The sequence below is a fragment of the Methanobrevibacter sp. UBA188 genome, from assembly GCF_905234905.1.
Lineage (GTDB): Archaea > Methanobacteriota > Methanobacteria > Methanobacteriales > Methanobacteriaceae > Methanocatella.
On record NZ_CAJOJM010000041.1, the window covers coordinates 1 to 21811 of the forward strand.

Below are 21811 nucleotides of genomic sequence, written 5' to 3' on the forward strand. Positions count from 1 at the left end.
GACAACAAAGTTGTTAAAAATTATCTGATTAGTGCAAATGGTTTAAGATATGCCGATGAGGCTGTTAATGCAGAATTTGATATGGTTGATTTAAATACTCCTCGGGATGTTTTCGTTTCAGCTAATGGAAGTGATGTGGCTGGTGACGGTAGTGAATCAAATCCTTATCAGACAATTTCTAAAGCTATTGAGAATGCTCTAAACCACTCAATAATTTATGTTTCATATGGAAATTACAATGAATCAAATATTTTTATCAATAAAAACTTAACTCTCATTAGTTTGGGCGGTAAATCAGCGATAGATTGCGGAAACAATCAGCTATTTAACATATCCGAGCATTCATCATTTACAATATCTGGATTCATTATTAGGGATGCTCACAACGTTGAAGGAGGTTCCGTATTTATCAACAATGGTAAATTGCTTGTCAACAACTCATGCATTTTCAATTCCAGTTCATATTTTGACAATTCAAACCCTGTTTTCGATAGGGATGTAATCTATGATGATGGAGGTTTAAAAACAGCATACACAGTTGACTGCAGGAGAACAGGTATGGGTGGAGTTATTTTAAACAGGGGAGAACTAGTCATTAATTCTACAGTATTTTCAAATAATTTAGGTCATTGGGGTGGAGTCATAGCCGATTTCGGAAAAACATCTATAGAATCCAGTTTATTTGACAGTAACACTGGAGTTCATGGAGGGGTGATATTTTCAAACACTACAACTCCAATGAATATTAAAGATTCCATATTCAACAATAATGTTGCATTAACAAGCATTGACTACTGTGCAATAAGATTATACACAACAAGTTGGAGCATTGATGAAGGAAATCACCACCAACGTGGATCAGCATGCGAATTGGCTACAGGCGTAGGTGGGGTAATTTATGCAAATAATGATATTTTAATTGAAAATTCAGAATTCATTTCAAATTCTGCAAGAACTGGTGGAGCTATTGCATCTTATGATGGTAAATCCTCACCAAGTCTTGAATTAAGGAATTCTACATTTTTCAACAATAGGGCCAATGACACTAGATACTCAAATGGCTCAAACAATTTGAATTATTTCCAGTTCTCCACAGGATATCATGGTGGCGCAATATTGGGAAATTATAATAAATTGTATGTCTTGGGTAGTGAATTCTACTTCAATCAGGCCATTCAAAATGGTGGTGCAATGCAGGCAAGAGCAAAAGATGGTAAAATTCTAGATTCAATATTCACCGATAATACTGCAGGTATTAGCGGAGGGGCATTCGATATTTCCGATAATTTCTTAATAATGAGGTCAATCATTTCAAACAATTCAGCCAGTTATGGCGGAGCGATAGAATACGACTCCTCCGTATATTATGGACACATTCAGAATAATTTCAACATTTACAATTCAACAATATCTGGAAATAGGGCATTGACAAAAGGTGGGGCATTTAGTTTCGGTTCTGGAAATGTCTCTATCCGTGATTCAAATATTGTGGACAATTTTGCTCCAGCTTCAAGTACAGTCTACACAAGTACTAGCAGCAATGCATTTGACATGAGATACAACTATTGGGGACGAACCCCAAGCGGATTTGCAGGACCTGACGATTCAGTATGGTCAGTAAGCAATAACCAGTTCAGGCCATGGTATGGGCAATGGATCAGATGGGATACACCAGTATCCAATGGAGACGATTCATCCAAAGATGATGATGGCAAGAATACCAATCCTATAATTAACCCAGACCCTAAAGATGATGCAAAGCACACTGGTTCATCAAATACAGGTTCAAGTGCATCAACAGGAACAACAATTGGTGGAAGGGGAAATTGGCCTTCTTATAATGGTGATGGCGACGGATCTAACCCTGGATATAATGGAATCGGGAATAATCATAATGGATTGTTTTCCTCACTTGGCGGAAGAGGATATTCAGGTCAGAATATTAATGGGGTGGCAAATGCCAATTCAAACTCTCAACATAACTCCAATGCCAACGGTAATGTGAACACTGACAGTTTAAGCAAATCCAACAGTTCCACATATAATCCAAACTTTGCATCAATTGGAATGACTGCTAATTCAGCAGCTTCAGCTTCTTCTGCTCAAAGTGGTTCTCAAGGCGAAGGTGGAAGTTCATCAACTGGTGCTGAAAGTGTGTCCAAATCATATGAAGTCAAAGAACTAGAAGAAGTAGTGAAAGATGAAAATTCAATGATTAAATTCTTAATAATAACATTTATAACATTATTTTTATTGATTGTAGGCTATAAGCGCAATGAAAAAGAGGAAGAATATTAGGTGGTGTTTTTAATTAATAAGAAATTTATTTTTTCATTTTTAATGATTTTTGTTGTAATATCTACTTTGGCATGCGTTAGTGCTGTCGATAATTCTACTGTGGATATGCAACAGGATAATCAAATGCTTTATGTTGATTCAACGGTTGATGAAAATGGAAATGGAAGTGAAATGTCACCATTTTCTTCAATATCTGTTGCAGTAGATAACGCCGGCAACAATTCTCATGTCATTTTAAAAAAGGGTATATATAAAGGTTCATCAAACACTGGAATTGTTATAGATAAGGATTTAACAATAGAATCATTTGATGGGGGCGTAACAATTGATGGTGAAAATAAAAATGCATTTTTTAAAATCAATTCGGGATGCAGGCTTATCCTAAATAACATTAAGTTTGCAAATGCATATGCCAAAGACTATATCCAGTTGGGTGCTATAAACAATAAGGGTAATTTGACAATTATAAACTCTTCATTTATTAAAATGAATACTGTAATGGGCGCTATTTACAATGAAGGTGAATTATGTATACAAAATTCAAAAATGTCTGATTCAACTTCAAAAAATATGGCTCAACTAATTACAAATATTGGAAATTGTACCATAATAAACTCTAAGGTATTGGATAATCCATATAAGTCATCAGGTGTTGAAAACGGTGTTTACAACTTTAATATTTTAAAAATACTATCTTCACAGGTAACTCTGATAAATTCCAACAATCAATTTGATGAAGATTCTTTCAAACAGGCTAAAATCTCAATTGTCAATTCCACAATATCTGATTTGGATGTGGATGGTGCAGTTGTTAATATATTTAATTCCAAATTTAGCGGCAGGAATAGGTTCAATAATGCTAATGTCACAATATCTGAAAGTAGTTTTGCCAAGGATATTTCAATTTTACCAGTATTCAATTCAAATTTTACTGCAATACACTCAATATTTGATGTAGATATTTCATCGGGTGCTTCAAATTTAAATATCACTTATTCTGCAATTTTGGGAAGCATTTCCGGTGGCGGACTGCTTGGAAGTTTATACGCGCCATATAACTGGTGGGGATCAAATAGAGGTCCGGCAATTTCATACTTTAAAAATTACAATACTTCCTTGTGGGCTATTGCAAGTTTTGAATATCCTGCAGATGAAATTCCAATCAACCCTTCACAGGAATTCACAGTCTCCTTAAATAAATGGTGTGATGGCAACAATATCTATGAATTCGGTGTCAACGAGTATATTCCACAAAGAACCGTTAGTTTTGAGTCACAAAATGGTAAATTCATGTATTCTTCACTTAAAATCAATGGCTCAGTTAACAATTATCTTGTTGACAATACTTTAGATTCAAATGTCTTTGCCATTATTGATTCACAAAGGTTAACACTCACTATTGGAAAAGGATTGTCCCAATATACCTATTTCGTATCTCCTGACGGTCACGACGGACCTGAAGATGGAAGCTATGAAAAACCATTCTTAACATTGGCTTATGCATTTTCTAAAGCCGGCAATGGAAATACAATTTGTATGCTTCCTGGATTGCATAAAAATATTGCAAATTGTGGTTTAAGCATTGAAAAAGACTTGACTGTTGTTGGTTTGGGTGATAATGTAGTTCTGCAAAGGGCAAACTCATACAATATATTTGATGTTAAGTCATGGGGAAGTCTATGCATCAAAAACATCAAATTTACAGTTGTGGACAGGGCATACTCAGATGTTCTAATTGTTGTTAGTGGAGGCAAGTTAGATGTCATAAACTGCTCCTTCACTTCAATCTCTGTTCCTGAGGTGATATATGCATCTGGCTTTGCTAAAGTCAATATTGTCGATTCAATCTTCAGTGATATTATCGGCTCAGCCGTATCAGGCAATCCAGTTTTAACAGTAAACAACTCAATTTTTGAAAAATTCTCTGCATTTTACCATAGAAGTGGTGTTGAAAGCTATAACTGTCTGTTCCCAGTTACAAAATCCATTGAAATTTACAATTCATTGTTTAGGAATAATGTTATGGGAATTGTTAATTTGCGTCCAATGACATATTCATCAAGTCCCCTTCTGGGCGCTACAATATCTGATGGTGTAAGCTATGACGTTTACGCTTATATTGAAAATTCAACATTTGTAGGCAACGTATTTAGAGAAATGAACAACTACTATTCAAGCAATGGTATAGGATTGCAGATATGGGAAATTCATGATTCTTTTCATGGATTTGTCAATAACTGTTCTTTTATAGATAATGAAGGTTCAATTCTCATTGCCGATAGCGTAAATAATTCCAGATTCATTAATAACTCCGGAAAATCATCAGGGGGAGGAATATTTGTTAAAGCGTCATTGATTAATAATTCATTATTCATGGGAAATGTCAATTTGTATCGTGAAGGTTCCGGAGCTTATATTGGTGAGGGAATAGCCAGTGCAGATTTGATATTGAATTCAGTATTCATTAAAAACAAGGCTGCATTCGGCGGTGCAGTTTCAGATACAAAAGAGATTCACTATTCCGTATTTTTTAATAATACTGCGGAATATGAAGGTGATGATATTTATTCATACGATGGGGATGTTGATTATTCAACCAACTGGTGGGGAGATAATCAAAAACCTGGGTCAGATAGAATATTCAAGTTTCTGGGCACATTGACATTGAATGATTGGGTGATAATGACATTGGAATATGTTTCAAGCAGTGAAATCAGGGCTGGCTTAAACCACATTAGGGCTAATTCAAGCACATATCTTTTAAACCACAACATGCCTGAGCGTTTGGTCAGATTCTCAGTTGAAGGCGGTAGCATTTCTCCTGAGATTGCTTTGTTGATAAACGGTTCTGCTTATGCAAATCTTGATTATGACAGATATGCCTCCGATTTTAAAGCATATGCTCAAATTGATAATCAAATTTTGGATGTTGATGTTAGAAATGCAAACACTCGTATAGTGATGGAAGATATTGCTCTTAAAGGCAATCAAAATAAATTTAATCTAACTTTAATCAATGTAAATGGGTACAGGATATCTAATCAAAATCTGGTAGTCGAAATAATTGATAAAAACAATAAAAGTTCCACTTTTACCATAAAGACTGATGAAAAAGGTTTTGCCGAGTTCAATGTGGATTATCCGATTGGAATTTACACTGCTAATGTTAAATTTTTAGGAAACGGATTTTTCGATAAATGTGAGGCAAGTGCAAAAATAGAGATTTTGCCTTCAATAACTTACATTAATGCATACAATCACACATATTATGGTAAAAACAATAAGTTTCAAGCATTCTTAACTGGAGAAAATGGAATAAAACTGGTTAATTTGACTTTAACATACACCATAACAGATTCAAAAGGCAATTCGAAATCAATCAGCGTAAACACTGACTCTTATGGTATCGGCGAAGTGATGTTAAACTTGGATGTCGGCCAATATAGCGTTAAATGTGAGTATTTAGGTAATGGGTGGTATCTGCCAAGTTCATGTATGGTGAATATTGCAATCTATCCGGTAAGGTCAAACATCACAGCAGAAAACGTTACCTTATATGGTCAGGGCAATATTTATAATATTACTTTAAGGGATGGCTATGGTACTCTAATTCGAGGAGAAAATGTTTATGTGGAGATTTCCCAAGGTAATGCCTCTGATAAATTCACAATAAAGACAAATGATGATGGTGTTGCGAGTTTGGCGATTAATTATCTTCCCGGAACTTATGATGTCCATGTCAGATTTGTTGGTGATGAGTTGTATGGTCCTTCACAGGCTTCATCTGTAATAAATGTGGAAAAAGTTTTAACTATTGTTTCCGGATTCTATCATGTAAAAATTCCATTAAATGGTTTATATAATGTTGTTTTAACAGATATGAATGGACGTCGTTTAATCAATCAGTCTGTAGTCCTAAACATGTATCAGGGAAAATTAATAAAAAGTTATGTTGCAAATACTGATGGAAATGGTGAAGCATCATTCATTATTGATTTGGCTGAAGGAAATTACCTTGCAACAATGGAATATGGTGGAAACGACTGGTATGCCGATTCTTCAAGTGGTGCAACAGTAATCATAACAAAAGATGCTGTACTGCAAAATATTCAGATAAATGCAAGCGATTTGGTACAGTATTATGGGGAAGATAAATTTTTCATGATTAATTTCAACGATCCGAATGCATATACTCAGTATGGCAAGGAAATTCTTGTTACAATTTCTTCAGGAGGATGGCAAAAAGCATATTCTGTATATACTGACGTATTTGGCCTTGCAAGATTGCAGATCAATTTAAATCCTGGTGAATATGATGTCAACTATAAATATTCAAATAGCTATTATAACATATTTGGCGAAGGGTTTAGTAAAATAAGTGTGTTTAAAACTCCTACTACAATATTTGCCAACGATTTGATAATGAATAAAAAGGATTCTCGAATTTTTGAGATATTTTTAAGGGATGTGAACAATAATCCGATTAAAAATATGCAAATAAACGCAAACATCGGAGAAGTTAAGTATAATCTGACAACCAATGATGAAGGCATTGCCAAATTGATACTTGATTTGGATGTTGGAGAATACATAATCAAATACTCTTTTGATAATCCAAATTATATCGCTTCCTCATCTCAATCACGTATTTTAGTAGTCGATTCTGATAAAACTCCTTCAACATTGATATCTTCTGATGCAATAGGTTTTGACAGTCAAACATTAAATTATGTCGTTAATCTTAAGGATAGCTTGGATAATGGAATTGCTTCTTCACAAATATCACTTCAATTATTGACATTCGAAGGTAATATGGTATTGTTTAAATCTGCATTAACTGATGAAGCTGGTCGTGCAAGTTTTGATTTGGATTTGGATAGTGGACAATACCTTGTTAAAGTATCTTTCCCGGGAAATAACTTTTATTTGGGAAGTTCAAATACAAAAACCATTACAATTGAGTCAAAAGACAATAAGGTTAAAACAATTTTATATGTTGGTGAAACTCAGCTGTCTGACTCTTCCAAGTTTTATGTTGTATTGAGTGACATGAATGGAACATTAATTAAGAATGCCAGCATCAAATTCATGATAAACAATAAACAATATCTATCAAAAACAGATGATATGGGAAGAGCATATCTGAATATAGGATTATCTCCTAATTCATATTTGATTAGGGCTGCCTTCGAGGGTAATGAAATATTCAAGGAATCTAAAGTATCAGCTAAAGTTTTCATATCAGGCTTATCTACACAGTTGCATGCTCAAAAATTAGTTAAATATTATAGGAATGGAACTCAATTTCATGCAATACTTTTGGATAATGATAATAATCCTCTTCCAGGCAAAACAATATCCATCCTGCTTGATGGTGTGTATTATAACTGCACAACAGATTCAAAAGGCTGGATTACATTGAATATTGAGTTAAAGCCAGGATTTTATGATGTGGAATGTTATTATTATGGAAGTGATGCTTCTCAAAATTCATTTGATAAAACTAATATCACAGTTCTTTCAACTGTTGTTGGCCAGGATAGTGTAAAATACTACTCTGACAGCCCATATCTTAACGTAACCTTCTTGGACGGTCAGGGAAATCCAATCAATAATGTCTCATTCATTATCAATGTCGATTCTAAAAATTATCATGCGATATTAAACGGTAATGTATTTTACTTTGATTTAAATCTGGAACCTGGTGAACACATAATCTCTTTTACAAACCCTTACGACGGTTTGTCAGTAGCATATAAGCTAACTGTTCTTCCGACTGTTGTTGCAGATGGTCTAACTAAAGTATTCAATAATGGATCTTATTATGTCGCTTCATTTGTAGATAAGACTGGAAAACCGTTAAAAAACAGAAATGTGGATATTGTAATAAATGGATTGAAATATGTTGAAAAAACAGATTCTCGGGGTGTAGTTAAACTTAAAATGAATCTGAAACCTGATAGCTATCTTGTGACTGCTTTAAATCCTTTAACCAAGGACTATGTTGAAAATACAGTTAACATTTTACCATCTATTGTTCAAAACAAAAATATTGTCATGTATTATGGCTCAATCAAATCATATACTGTAAAAATCATTGGAAATGATGGCAAAGTAGTCGGTTCGGGAAAAATAGTTAAATTTAATGTCAATGGCAAAACATATAAGGTTAAAACAAATAAAAAAGGAATCGCTTCGTTGAAGTTAAAATTAAATGTTGGAAAATATACTATAACTGCTGGCTATAATGGGTATAAGGTATCCAATAAGATAACCGTGAAATCACTTTTGAGCGCTAAAAATATTGTTGTCAAAAAATCAAAAGTGGCGAAATTTAAAGCCAAGTTGGTTAATAAAAATGCTAAGCCATTGAAGGGTAAAAAAATTACATTTAAAATCAAAGGTAAATCATATAAGGTTAAAACTAATAAAAAAGGACTTGCCGTTTTGAAATTGAAATTGAAAGTGGGGAAGTATATAGTTAAATCAAGTTATGGTAAATCCAGAATAACAAACAAAATCATCGTTAAAAAATAACTTTCAAAATTTACAATTTATGATTAATTAAAATAGTAAATTAAATGTTTCAGTGGTGTTTTATTAACCAGTTTTGTTGTTTTTTCCATTTAAGTTATTTTTTGAAATTTTAAATGTTAAACATACAGTGAAGTCAGGGAAAATGATTCCCTAGACTTAAACTAAAAAAATTTTTTCAGTAACACGAGTGTTACAATTAATATTATTAAAAATGCTTTATTTAAATATTTAGTTATTTTAGCATGCCTAAAAATTAATAATGCTTTTGTCTATTGTTTATTTTGGTATTGTAAATGTTGGTGTCGTATATTTTGTATATTCTAGTTGTTTTTAGTAAAATTCAAATTTTGTTTTAAGTTAAATAATCGCCTAATTTATAATAGCATAATTTATTTTAAATAGTTAAAACAAATATATTTAGACTGGTGAATTTTTATGAACTATAAATATTTAATAGCAATCCTGTTTGCATGTTTGTTGATTATTCCATTTTCATTTGCAAGCGATAATCAGACATTATTGGATGGCGGTGCAGTATCCAGTAATGAAAATAGTTACTATTTTGATGCTTCCTGTGAAAATGATAATGGAAACGGATCTTTGGAAAATCCATATAAATATTTGAAATCAGATAGAATAAGGGACAATTCGAATATTTATTTAAATGATGGGGAGTATCTACTCGATAAACCTGCAAACATTAATAATGTTAGTATTTATGGTTCAAATAGTCAGAATACATCTATCATATATTCTGGTGTTGCTTTTGTTGTTTCAAAGAACTTAAATGTGGAAAATCTCACTTTATCAAAACTGACAATCAGAAATAGTGCTAATTTAATTTTAAAGAATGTTATTTTAGAGGATGGTAGGGGATATAATTCAAACAGATATAATAACTGTTATGGTGGTGCAATCTACTCAAGCAATTCCAATGCATTTGTAACAATCGATAATTGTACTTTTTTAAATGCCTATACTGAATATGGTGGTGCAATCTATCAGGATGGAGGTAAATTATTTATTGATAACTCAGAGTTTATCAATTGCTCTTCATTTAACTTTGGAGGTGCAATTGCAGGTATAAATACAAATGTAAGAATATCCAATTCCAAATTTTCAAATTCCTCTTCAAAAAAGGATGCTGGTGGTGCAGTTTATCTAAAAACATCATCACTTTCAGCAAGTGACATTCAAATTGAAAACTCCAATTCAACTTTCGGATCAGCATTATGTCTTCTTAAAACCAATTCAGTGCTTTCAAACATTAAAGCCAACAACAACCATGCCCAATTTTCAGGTGGGGCTATTTATAATATTTATGGTGAATTTTCATTAAATGATTCTGAATTTACTAACAACACTGCAAGAGACGGTGGGGCTTTATTTATCGACAATTCCGATAAGTGTACAATCATAAACAATGCTTTTAGCTATAATGGTGCATTAATTTCGGGAGGAGCTGCCTATATATTCTTGTGCAATTTGACAGAAAGTCTAAATTCATTTTCACATAACCATGCGCTTTTGGATGCTGATATCCATATTTCTGATTCACTTGATTTGACTATTGGAAGCGGTAATTATACTATGTATAAGGTTAACTCCACTCAAATTGATGTATTGCCAAGTTATTACAGTTTGATTGATGAAAAATTAGTCACTCCTGTAAAGGATCAGCAAACCAGTGGAAACTGTTGGGCATTCGCTCCGATTGCTGTTATGGAATCATGTATTTTAAAGGCATCTGGTGATGCTCTCGATTTGTCCGAAGAGAACATGAAAAATCTGATGGCGTTGTACTCCGATTATGGCTGGAATATGAACACCAATGATGGAGGATATGACAAGATGGGTTGGGGTTATCTTACAAGTTGGTTAGGTCCTGTTTTGGAAAGTGATGACTTGTTTGATGATAATTCTCATTTGTCAGGCATCTTAAACAGTATTGGCCATGTTCAAAATATTATATTTTTATATAGGGCTAACTATACAGACAATGATGCCATTAAACGTGCGATAATGCAATATGGTGCTGTTGGAACAACCATGTATATGGGTGGATATCTCAACTCTAAGAATGCCTATTACTATTATAAGACTTCTGACAGTCCAAATCATGCAGTAACAATCGTCGGATGGGATGACAACTTTTCAAAAAACAATTTTGCTCATACGCCTGAGGGTGATGGGGCATGGATTGTTAAAAACAGCTGGGGATCTGGTTGGGGAAATAATGGATATTTTTATGTGTCATATTATGATACTAGACTTGCACAGCCTGGACTTTGGGATGTTTCATTTGCTATCGTATTGAACGATACAATTCGTCTTGATAAAAATTACCAATATGACATTGCAGGAATGACAGATTATTTTCTTAACTCATACAGTACCGTTTGGTATGAAAATGCATTCAGGGCAACTGATGACGAATATTTGGCTTCAGTTTCAACATACTTTGAAAAGGTAACTAACTGGACAGTTTCAATTTATGTAAACAGCATATTGCAACACATTCAGTCTGGTGTGTCCAATCCGGGTTATTATACAATAAATCTTGATAATTTGGTTCCATTAAAAACAGGAGACCTTTTTGAAGTGATGTTCAAGATAAGTGTTGATGGGGAGGCAAGTTTCCCGATTTCAGAAATATATTCCTTAAATAATTTGGCTTATTCTCCAAATGTTTCTTTTGTCAGTTATGATGGTGTTAAATGGCTTGATTTATATGATTTGTCATTTAAATACTCAACTCACTGGTACGAATCTCAAGTTGCATGTATTAAAGCATTTACTATTTTAAACCCAATAAATACCACTTCAACTATTTCATATACAATTGATGAAGCAAAAAACATTAATGTTACCGTAGAAGTTTTAGATCAATACTCAAACCCATTAAAATCAGGTACTGTTGCATTAAATATAAATGGAAATGTTTATAATTTGCCTGTTAAAAATGGAATTGCTAGTCTTAGCACTTTCTTAAACCAAATAAATATTGTTATTTCAGCTTTATTTGATGCAACCGGTTATATATCATCAAATGATAGTGTATCATTCAAGGTTCCAAAATCAAATCTTCCACTAGTTTTAAATGTTTCACGCGAATTAAATAATGTTTCAATTGACTTTAAAAGTTTAATTGATGCAAATGTGACTTTAACAGTCAAAATAAATGATGATGTCTATGAAGTATTCTTGGATGATGCATTAAATCTAAATAATTTGTCTAATGGAATTTATAATGTCAGTGTCAGTATTTTGGATGAGGAATCCTGTTGGCAGGTTGATTTAAATGACTCATTTGTTGTAGACATCAGAAATGTAAGTTTCATTGCATCTGATTTAACTACAACAGATGAGGATGATGTATTATATAATATTACTGTGGTTGATGAGAAAGGAAATCCTCTTTCAAATAAGACAGTAACAGTTACTTTAAATGAAACATTTGATTTAACAAGTGATGAAAATGGTTTAATTCAAGTTCCAATTTCCCTTAAAAGTGGAAATTATTTGTTATATGTTGATTTCAAAGGTGATAATGATCATTTTAAAAATTCTACTTCATTCAATATATTTGTGAAATGCAAGCTCGACGGCAATGTTGAAATCAGAAAATACCAGAATAATGCAAATTTCACATTTGAATTTTCAAAACCTATAAATGCCACTGCAAAAGTCATGATTAACAATGAAATTTATCTTGTTGATGTCAGAAACGGCAATGCAATTTTAAATTTATTTGATTTGAAAAATGGTGCCTATTATGTCGATGTATTGCTGAATGACAGTTATGTGTTGGATGATGTTTCATATGAAACCCAGATTATTTTAAGCAATGTTACTGGTGTGGATGATGAAGTAACCATAATCAGTGCTTGTTTGATGGACAGTAATTCAAACCCGTTGTCCAATGAGCTATTGATATTCACTTTAGGCGATAATGTTTATACCAAGTATACTGATGATGACGGTTTTGCTTATATCCATTTGAATTTAACTGCTGGTGAGCATGAATTGAGCATACAATTCAATGGAAATGACAATTATTTTGATTCTGCTTTAACTTCAAGGGTTAAAATTAAATCAAGAGTTGTTTTAAGTCTTGAATATGATGTTTATCAGAATTCTGCTGTTTTAAAAGTTTATTTATCAAAAGCAGTTAATGATACTGTTGTAGTAAAGGTCAATGACATTACTCAATTCGGTGAGATAATCTATTTGAATAATCTTTCAAATGGAATCTATAATGTCAATGTGTCCTTGGAGAATGCCAATGATGATTATGCATTTGAAAATGTCATCGACTCCTTTGCAATTGACGTTAAAAAAACAGAAATTATTGCAAGCGAATTGACATTGCTGTATCAGAAAAACAATCAATATGATGTAACATTAAAGGATATTGATGGAAATGCGGTTGCTAATCAATGGATTGAAGTTGAGATTGCAGGCAATGTATATAAAATACTCACAGATTCAAATGGACAATCTTCAATAACTTTCAATTTGTCCTGTGGAGATTATGCGGTGGCCATTAGCTATTCTGGTAATAAAAATTACTTCGGCTCAACTGCAAATTCAACAATACGCATTAAAACAACAATCATTGAAAATGACTCATTAACTAAAACATACAATTCCAAATATGCAATTAAGTTGTTGAATACTTCCGATGCAACATTCATTTTAAATGGTGTTTTATATGATGTTAAAACTGATGAAAATGGCTTTGCATACATTAACATCCTTGAAAAGGCTGGAGAGTACAAATTAACTATCATAAACAATTGGAATGGTGAAAACATAACTAAAACAATCAATGTTGTTCCAAGACTTAGTGGCAATAGCGATATTTCAAAATATTATTTGGGGTCTAAAAACTATCAGGTACGTGTTTTAAACGATGATGGTGATATTGCAAGTGATGTATACGTTAAAATAACAGTCGGCGGCAAAACTTACAATGTAAAGACAAATAAAAATGGAATTGCAACATTAAAGCTTACACAAAAACCGAATAAATATACAATAACTGCTTCATACAATGGATTTAAGGTATCCAACAAAGTTGTAATCAAAACAACAATAATAACTAAAAACTTATCCAAAAAGAAATCAAAAACAGCCAAATTCACTGTAAAACTATTAAATAGCAATGGTAAAATTTTAAAATCTAAAATAGCGACCATTAAGTTCAAAGGTAAAACCTACAAAGTTAAAACAAATTCAAAAGGAATCGCAAAATTGACTATTAATAAAAACATTAAGGTAGGAAAATATAATGTCGTAACAAGCTATGGCAAACTTACAGTTAAAAATTGGGTAAAAGTTACAAAATAGTCATTGATGATATTGTACTTGTGAAGAAGAATACGTTTCAAAAGCATTGGAAAAGCTAAAAATCGATGGATTGTTGAATACATTAATGAATGGTATATATGACACTTTTATATTGGTATGCTGGTTTTGATGAACAAGTACTTGCGAATTCGGAAATTGCTAATTTTTAATTGATTTGATTATAATTTTGTATAATCTGTAAAATGACACTCAAATTTCAGTTATTTTCATTAAAGTTTATTATGATTAATTTTCATAATATTAAATGTTGCTTAAATTATTTTTTGATAATTTAAATTTATTTAATGAAATAAATATGTGGTATTATGGATAAGGAAACAAAAGAGCGTTTGGGTGAAATTAGAGCAGCTTTAAAAAAATATGGCTTTGATAAAATTTTAGGCCAATCTGCAAAAAATAAACTTAAACCAATCAAAAATGACGAACCAGAGGATAATCTATTATTGGAAGATGATGTTCCTGTAAAATTAAGGTTGATGCTTCAGGAACTGGGAACCACATTTATCAAATTAGGCCAACTTTTAAGTACAAGGCCGGATGTGGTTGGAGATGATATTGCAAATGAACTTGCCAATCTGCAGGATGACAATCCAGCAATAAGCTATGAGGAAGTTAAGTCAATAGTTGAAAGAGAACTTAACGGTAATATTGATGAATTGTTTGAAAGCTTTTCTCATGAGGAATTGGCGACTGCATCAATCGGTCAGGTTCATGAAGCAAAATTAATCACCGGTGAAAGGGTTGCAATTAAAGTCCAAAAAGAAGGAATTACTGATAAAATTGACCTTGATTTAAAAATTATGAAATTCATTGCCAACCGTGCAGACAAATGGAATTCAGATCTTAAAAAGTTAAACCTGCCTGGAATCATGGATGAATTTGACCGTACAATTCACAAGGAAATAGATTATAACAATGAATTCATGAATATGCAACGCATTGAATTAAATTTTACAGATAATCCCAATATTCACATTCCCGAATCTTATCCAAAATATTGTTCATCAAAAGTTTTGACAATGGAATTCATTGACGGAGCTAAATTATCTGATGTTTATGAAAGCGATAGCGAAGAATTTGATAAGAAACTTTTAGCAAAAAATCTTCTTGATTCATATCTTCAGCAATTATTTATTGACGGATTTTTCCATGGAGACCCTCACCCTGGTAATATCATGATTTTAGAGAATAATGTCATATGTTATCTTGATTTGGGAATGATGGGTATCTTTGATGAAGATTTTAAAAGAAACCTTTCTGAAGTCATGATTTTATTTGTTGACCAGGACATTGACGGTCTGATAAATCAATTGATGTACATGGACATATTGGATTATGATGTTGACACAAGAGTTCTTAAAAGGGACTTGACTGACTTGTTTGGAAGATATTTCGGTGTTGAACTCAATAGGTTCAATGGAGTTTTAGAAGAATTGCTTAGCCTTATGCAGGATTATGGTGTTATTCTTCCTAATGAAGTGGTTACCATGGCAAGAGGCCTATCAATGATTGAAGCTGCTGCACAAAACTTGGATCCTGAAATCGATGTTTTCGCATTAATCAAACCGGTTGCAAAACAAATCGCAAGAGAGAGACTTAACCCTAAAAAATATCTTAAAAGCAAAAAAAGCAATCTAATCTTATATGAACACATGATTAGAGGTTTGCCAAAGCTTCTTACAAGAACAATTCACAAAATCGAAGAAAACGAATTGCAGTTCAGGTTAGAAGTTGACATTACCGATAAGGTTTCAATAATTGCATTGGTATCAGCACTTATAATCGGTTCTTCAGTTGTTTCATTTGGACCGATGGTATATGATATGCCTTTGATTTCTTTAATTGGATATTTGATAGCAATAATCTTAAGCATTATTGGAATTAAGAAATTTGTTTTAAAATAGATTCAATTTTTAAATTTTCAAGATATTTTTCTTGAAAATAACTTTTTTTTATATTTTCATATTTTGGAAAAATCTCACATATTTCCTTGACAAAATAACCTAACTTAAAGCAATCACTTTACATAACTTATATTATCATTAAAATAAATATAGTATTATGTTTAACAAAAAATTAATTTTCGCTTTAATTATATTCATAATTGCTATTTCATCAGTTAGTGCAAGTGACTCTAATTCGACTGATGATGCATATAGTTATGATGGTAATAATTTGGAAGTGGAGGTACAAAACACTTCGGATGTTTCGCTCAGTGAGTCAAGTGAGGGAAGAGGACTTGCTGACATTGATTCTGATTCATTGACTGCTGGTCAAACGGTTTATTTTGATGCATCTGCAAGAAGTGATGGTGACGGTACACAAGCAAGTCCATATAAGGTCTTGAAGGATTCCAGAATAACCTCCGGCATGACTGCTTACTTTGCAGATGGTGTTTATGATTATGAGGGTTCCGGAAAGATTTCATCGAAAACAGTTTTCATCGGACAAAGCAGGGAAAATACGATTATTCGCGGTACTGATTATTACTTTGATTTGACCATTTCATCAGGTTCAAGTTTAGTTTTAAAGGATATGACATTTGATTATGGCCATATTATAAATCAAGGGGATTTAAATGCAGAGAATGTGGCTTTCGTAAATTCAAAATGTGATTATGATCCAGATAGTTCTGCATTTACTGCTTATGGATCTGGTGGAGCAATATTCAGTAATCCGTCAACATGGTATGCATGTAATATAAATCTCAATAACTGTTATTTTGATACAAATCATGCAAAGCATGGTGGGGCCATTGCTGCAAACTACACTAATATTGTGATTACCAATTGTATCTTTTCTAATTCATTGTCAAATAGATCTGGTGGTGCAATTTATAGTTTAAAATCAAATATAACAGTTTCAAAATCTTCATTTACAAAAAGCAATGCCAAATATGGTGGTGCAATTTATACTGAAGAAGGAAATATTTATTTGTCTGATTCCACATTCACAACATCTCAAGCATACAGTTTCGGAGGGGCAATTGCTTCAATATTAACCAATTCAACAATAGGAAACTGTAATTTTTTAAATTATTGGTCTCTAACTGATTCAGGTGGTGCAGTCTATGCGAAAAATGGGCGTATAGATGTTTCAAAATCCAGTTTTACAAATGGGATTGCAGATTTTGGTGGTGCAATCTGTGCATTAAGTATATATTCTACTGTTGAAGGTTCTAATTTCCAAAATAACACTGCAAATTGTGGTGGATCTATTTTCAATATGTATAATAATCTTTATGTTACCAACTCCAATTTTAAAAGTTCTTCTGCAGCTTATGGTGGTGCAATTTGCAGCTATCTTGCCGATTGCATTTCATTAAACAGCAATGTATTTGTAAATTCAAATGATGTGTATGTTTTTGCAAAAACCACTACAAGTATTACAAAAAATGCGAATACTGGTTTGACTAATGTTAAAATTGTCAATACTACATTGTTTGATATTGGAAGTAATGTAATAGCCCCTATAATTAATTATTCTCCAGAATCTCAAAGCACAATTCCATCATCTTATGATTCAAGGGATTATGGATATGTTACTTCAGTAAAAGATCAGATGGATGGAGGAAACTGTTGGGCTTTTGCAAGCGTTGCAACATTGGAAATCTGTCTTAAAAAAGCTACTGGAATCACTTTTGATTTTTCAGAAGAAAACATTAAGAACCTTATGACAATGTATTCTTTGGTTGGAAGAATTGATGAAGAAACTAATCGTGGTGGAACTAATTCAATGGCATTTGGCTATTTTATTGATTGGTTAGGTCCAATCAACGATGCTTTGGATGTTTATGATGACTATTCTACATTGTCCCATATTTATTCACCTCTTTTACATGTTCAAAATGTTTATTTCCTTCCAACCAGAAAGGATACAAATGATAATGATGCCATTAAAAAGGCAATAATGGATTATGGTGCCGTTGCGACTGGTACATATTGGAAAACATCCAATCATGGTATTACTCTTGTTGGATGGAATGATAATTACAATGATAAGGATTATTTTGGCAATTATGCTAAAGGTGTTTGGATAGTTAAGAACAGTTGGGGTGAAGATTCCGATGATGATGGATATGTATACATTTCTTATGAAAAGGAGCTCTTGGCAGATATAGATTCAAGATTAAATAATTATATTTATACATATATCTTCAATGACACTGAAAGCTATTCCAGAAACTATCAGTATGACCTGAATGGTGTTAATTATTATGCCATTTCTGAAAGTGATGTATTCAGATATAAGAATGTCTTTGTTGCACAGGACAATGAAATTCTATCTGCATTTTCCACTGTTTTTAAACAGCCTACTAATTATAGAGTAACTCTTTATAAAGGCAATAATTTGATTTTGACTCAGGAGGGGTACAGTCCCGCAGGATATTACACAATTCCATTCAAAACCAAAACAACATTATCAAAAGGTGATGAATTTTCAATCTGCATTGAAATTTTAAATTCTGGTGATAAGTATATTCCATTGGCTTTTTCAGGATATTCTAGCCTTGGAACTTTCGAAGATGGCATTTCATATATGGATGTAGGTGATGGATGGGAGGATTTATATTCTTATTATACAGCTCCTTACGTGGCTTGCATTAAAGCATTCACCACTCCTTTGGCTTTAACTGAGGTTACACTCAGTGCCAATCAGTTTACCAGCATGTATGTCAATGAGGGGGTTGAAGTTAATTTCAAATTAAGTAATAGTCAGTTAAATAGGGGTTTGGTCACAGTTAATCTTGACGGTAAGACTTATTATGCAACAGTTTCAAATGGTGTTGCCAGTTTTTGGCTTTATTTCACTACTGTTGGCTCCCACACTTTAACAGCACAATACAAAAATAATTTATATACTTCCAATATCGTGAATTTCAATTTCAATGTAATTCCGCAGTCTGGTGAAATATCCATTTCCGCTCCTGATTTGACTAAATATTATGGAAGTTCTTCCAAATTCTCTATTAAGGTGACTGATGGTGGACGGGTTGTTGGTGGTGCTATCGTTAAGTTTACTTGTGGTAGCAGTAGTCAGACTGTCGTAACTAACAGTAATGGTTTTGCTTATGTTGATATTGATTGGGCTCCTGGAACCTATTATGTTACATCACAATATCTTTCCAAATCAGTTACTTCTAAAATTACTGTTAAATCCACTATTGATGCATATGATTTGACTGCTGATTATGGCAGCTCCTATTTTAAAGCCACCTTCTATAATATTGATGGTAGTGCACTCTCAAATACTGCCGTTAAATTTAGATATGATGGTCGTTTATATGGTGTTACAACCGATAGCAATGGTGTTGCAACATACAATATTAAATTAAATGTGGGTAATTATGATGTTACAGCCATTAATCCGATTAATGGTGAAGAAAAAACATTTAAATTGACTGTTAAAAAAGCATATCCAACAATTTTCCTAACTTCAATCCAAAGTGGAAAAAATGTTAATTTGACTGCAAGTCTTGTTCCTAGCTTTGCAACTGGAAACGTGATTTTTACAGTTGGGGGAAATCATGCTAATTTCACAAGATCACTTCGAAACGCAACATTGGCGTTGGATTTAGATGACGGTTATTATGAAGCATATGTAACATATGGTGGTGATAACAATGTTTATTCGTACAGGTCATCCATCATATCATTTACAGTTTCAACCGGACAGAATGTTGCAATATCTTCTTCTGACTTAACAAAATATTATGGAAGTTCTTCTAAATTTAAAATTGAGGTGACCGATGGTGGTAGGGCTGTAAGTGGGGCTAATGTTAGGTTTTATCACGATGGTAGTAGTCAGACTGTTGTAACTAACAGTAATGGTTTTGCTTATGTTGATATTGATTGGGCTCCTGGAACCTATTATGTTACATCTGAATATCTTGGAAAATCAGTTAATTCTAAAATAACTGTCAAATCAACAATTTCAGCTAGTGATGTTAGCGGTACTTATCTAAACTCAAAAGTCACTGCAACATTTTTAGATGCATACGGCAAAGCTTTAGCTAATAAAAAGGTTACTTTTAAAGTAGGTGGCAGGGACTTCACTGCAACTACTAACGATAATGGTATTGCTACTGCAAATGTTAATTTGGATGCTGGCAATTATATTGTTACTGCTGTCAATCCAGTTAATAATGAACAAAAACAGTTCAAATTATCCATTTCAAAAGCCAGTTCTTCATTTACATTGGATGTCGGTAAAAATAATGATGGAAAAATAATCATAACTGCTACATTGACACCAAATACTGTTACTGGTAATGTCAAATTTAAATTTGATGGAGATATGATTACATATACCTCAACTATTTCAAATGGAAAAGCAACATTGGTATCTCCTTATTCAGCAGAAGGGACATATAATCTTGTTGTAAGTTATGATGGAGATTCCAATTTCAATGCTGCTCCAACAATGGACTTTAGCTTTACTATTCGTGCCCCAACACCTATTTTAACAGCAAATGATGTTACTGTTGTTTATGGTTATAATAAGGATATGATGATTTATTTGATGGACTCTGATGGAATACCAATACCTGGCAAAGAAATTTATATTAAATTGGTATTTGGCGGTAAGTATTATGTTTATTATGGGGATACTGGAAGTTCTGGTGCCCTTAGACTCTCAACAAAGGGTATTGATCCAGGTACGTACACGGTTTATATATCCTCTGAAAATTGTAAACAGATTTCTGCTAAAATGATAATTAAAAAGGCTACAGTAAAATTAACTGCCAATGCAAAAACATTCAAAAAATCAGTAAAAATCAAAAAATACACAATAACTTTAAAAAATAACTTAAATAAGGTTATGAAAAACACTAAAGTTACCTTAAAAGTCAATGGTAAAACATATTCGGCTAAAACTAATACTAAGGGTCAGGCAACCTTTAAAATTACTAAATTGACTAAAAAAGGTAAATTTACTGCAATCGTTAAGTATGGTGGCAGCAAATTCTATAACTCCAAGACTGTTAAGCCTAAAATTACAGTTAAGTAGATGTTTTTTGCATCTACTCTTTTTTTAATTTTGAATATTGTCAAGTTTTTTAGACGAAAATTCATTTTATGCTGGATGCATGAAATTATAACTTTGTTATAAATTTTAATCATTCAGAATATATTTGAAATATTGGTTAGTTTAATTAATTTTCTTTTAAAAAATTTTGCATAACTAAATTTAATGGGTATTATATTATTTAACTGTATAGTTTATATACTATGAGGTGTAATTTAGTATTACTACGATGAAAATTTGTTTGGTGGTATTATGAACTACAAAAAATTTGGCATATTAGGTGCAATACTTTTAATTGTTTGTGCATTGATGATGGTGACTGCAGTTAGCAGCTCATCTGAAACTACAGATGATGACAATTATACATTACAAATAAATACAAGCGGAAAATGGAGATTGGATTTAACTGTAGATGGAAAGTACACTTCCGATGAGGGAGTAGGATCCAAAACCATAAAACTGAACACTACTTCCATGGATTATGCCAGTGTGACTGTAAACCAATATGAAAACGGACCAACAAACGTCACATTGCTTAATGGAAACAAAGTTCTTAAGGATGGAAAATCTAATG

Annotated in this window: 5 protein-coding genes and 1 pseudogene; all 6 read left to right on the plus strand. The window is 32.5% G+C overall.

Annotated elements, in window-relative coordinates:
• Positions 1-2298, plus strand: a pseudogene (locus QZ143_RS07775) (adhesin); the annotation flags it as partial.
• Between the two features lie 42 nt (positions 2299-2340).
• Entirely contained in the window at positions 2341-8835 is a 6495-nt protein-coding gene (locus tag QZ143_RS07780; RefSeq protein ID WP_292882873.1) for an Ig-like domain-containing protein, read from the plus strand.
• Between the two features lie 435 nt (positions 8836-9270).
• Positions 9271-14187, plus strand: a complete 4917-nt coding sequence (locus QZ143_RS07785) for a C1 family peptidase (RefSeq protein WP_292882876.1) — start codon at positions 9271-9273, stop codon at positions 14185-14187.
• A 326-nt stretch (positions 14188-14513) separates the two neighbouring features.
• On the plus strand, positions 14514-16112 hold the full coding sequence (locus tag QZ143_RS07790) for an AarF/ABC1/UbiB kinase family protein (protein ID WP_292882879.1): 1599 nt from the start codon (positions 14514-14516) through the stop codon (positions 16110-16112).
• A gap of 157 nt (positions 16113-16269) precedes the next feature.
• The gene (locus QZ143_RS07795) at positions 16270-21219 is read left to right on the plus strand and encodes an Ig-like domain repeat protein (protein ID WP_292882882.1); all 4950 of its coding nucleotides are present in this window, start codon (positions 16270-16272) and stop codon (positions 21217-21219) included.
• A gap of 270 nt (positions 21220-21489) precedes the next feature.
• Positions 21490-21811 (plus strand): hypothetical protein (locus QZ143_RS07800; RefSeq protein ID WP_292882885.1); only part of this gene is annotated, 322 nt, incomplete at its 3' end.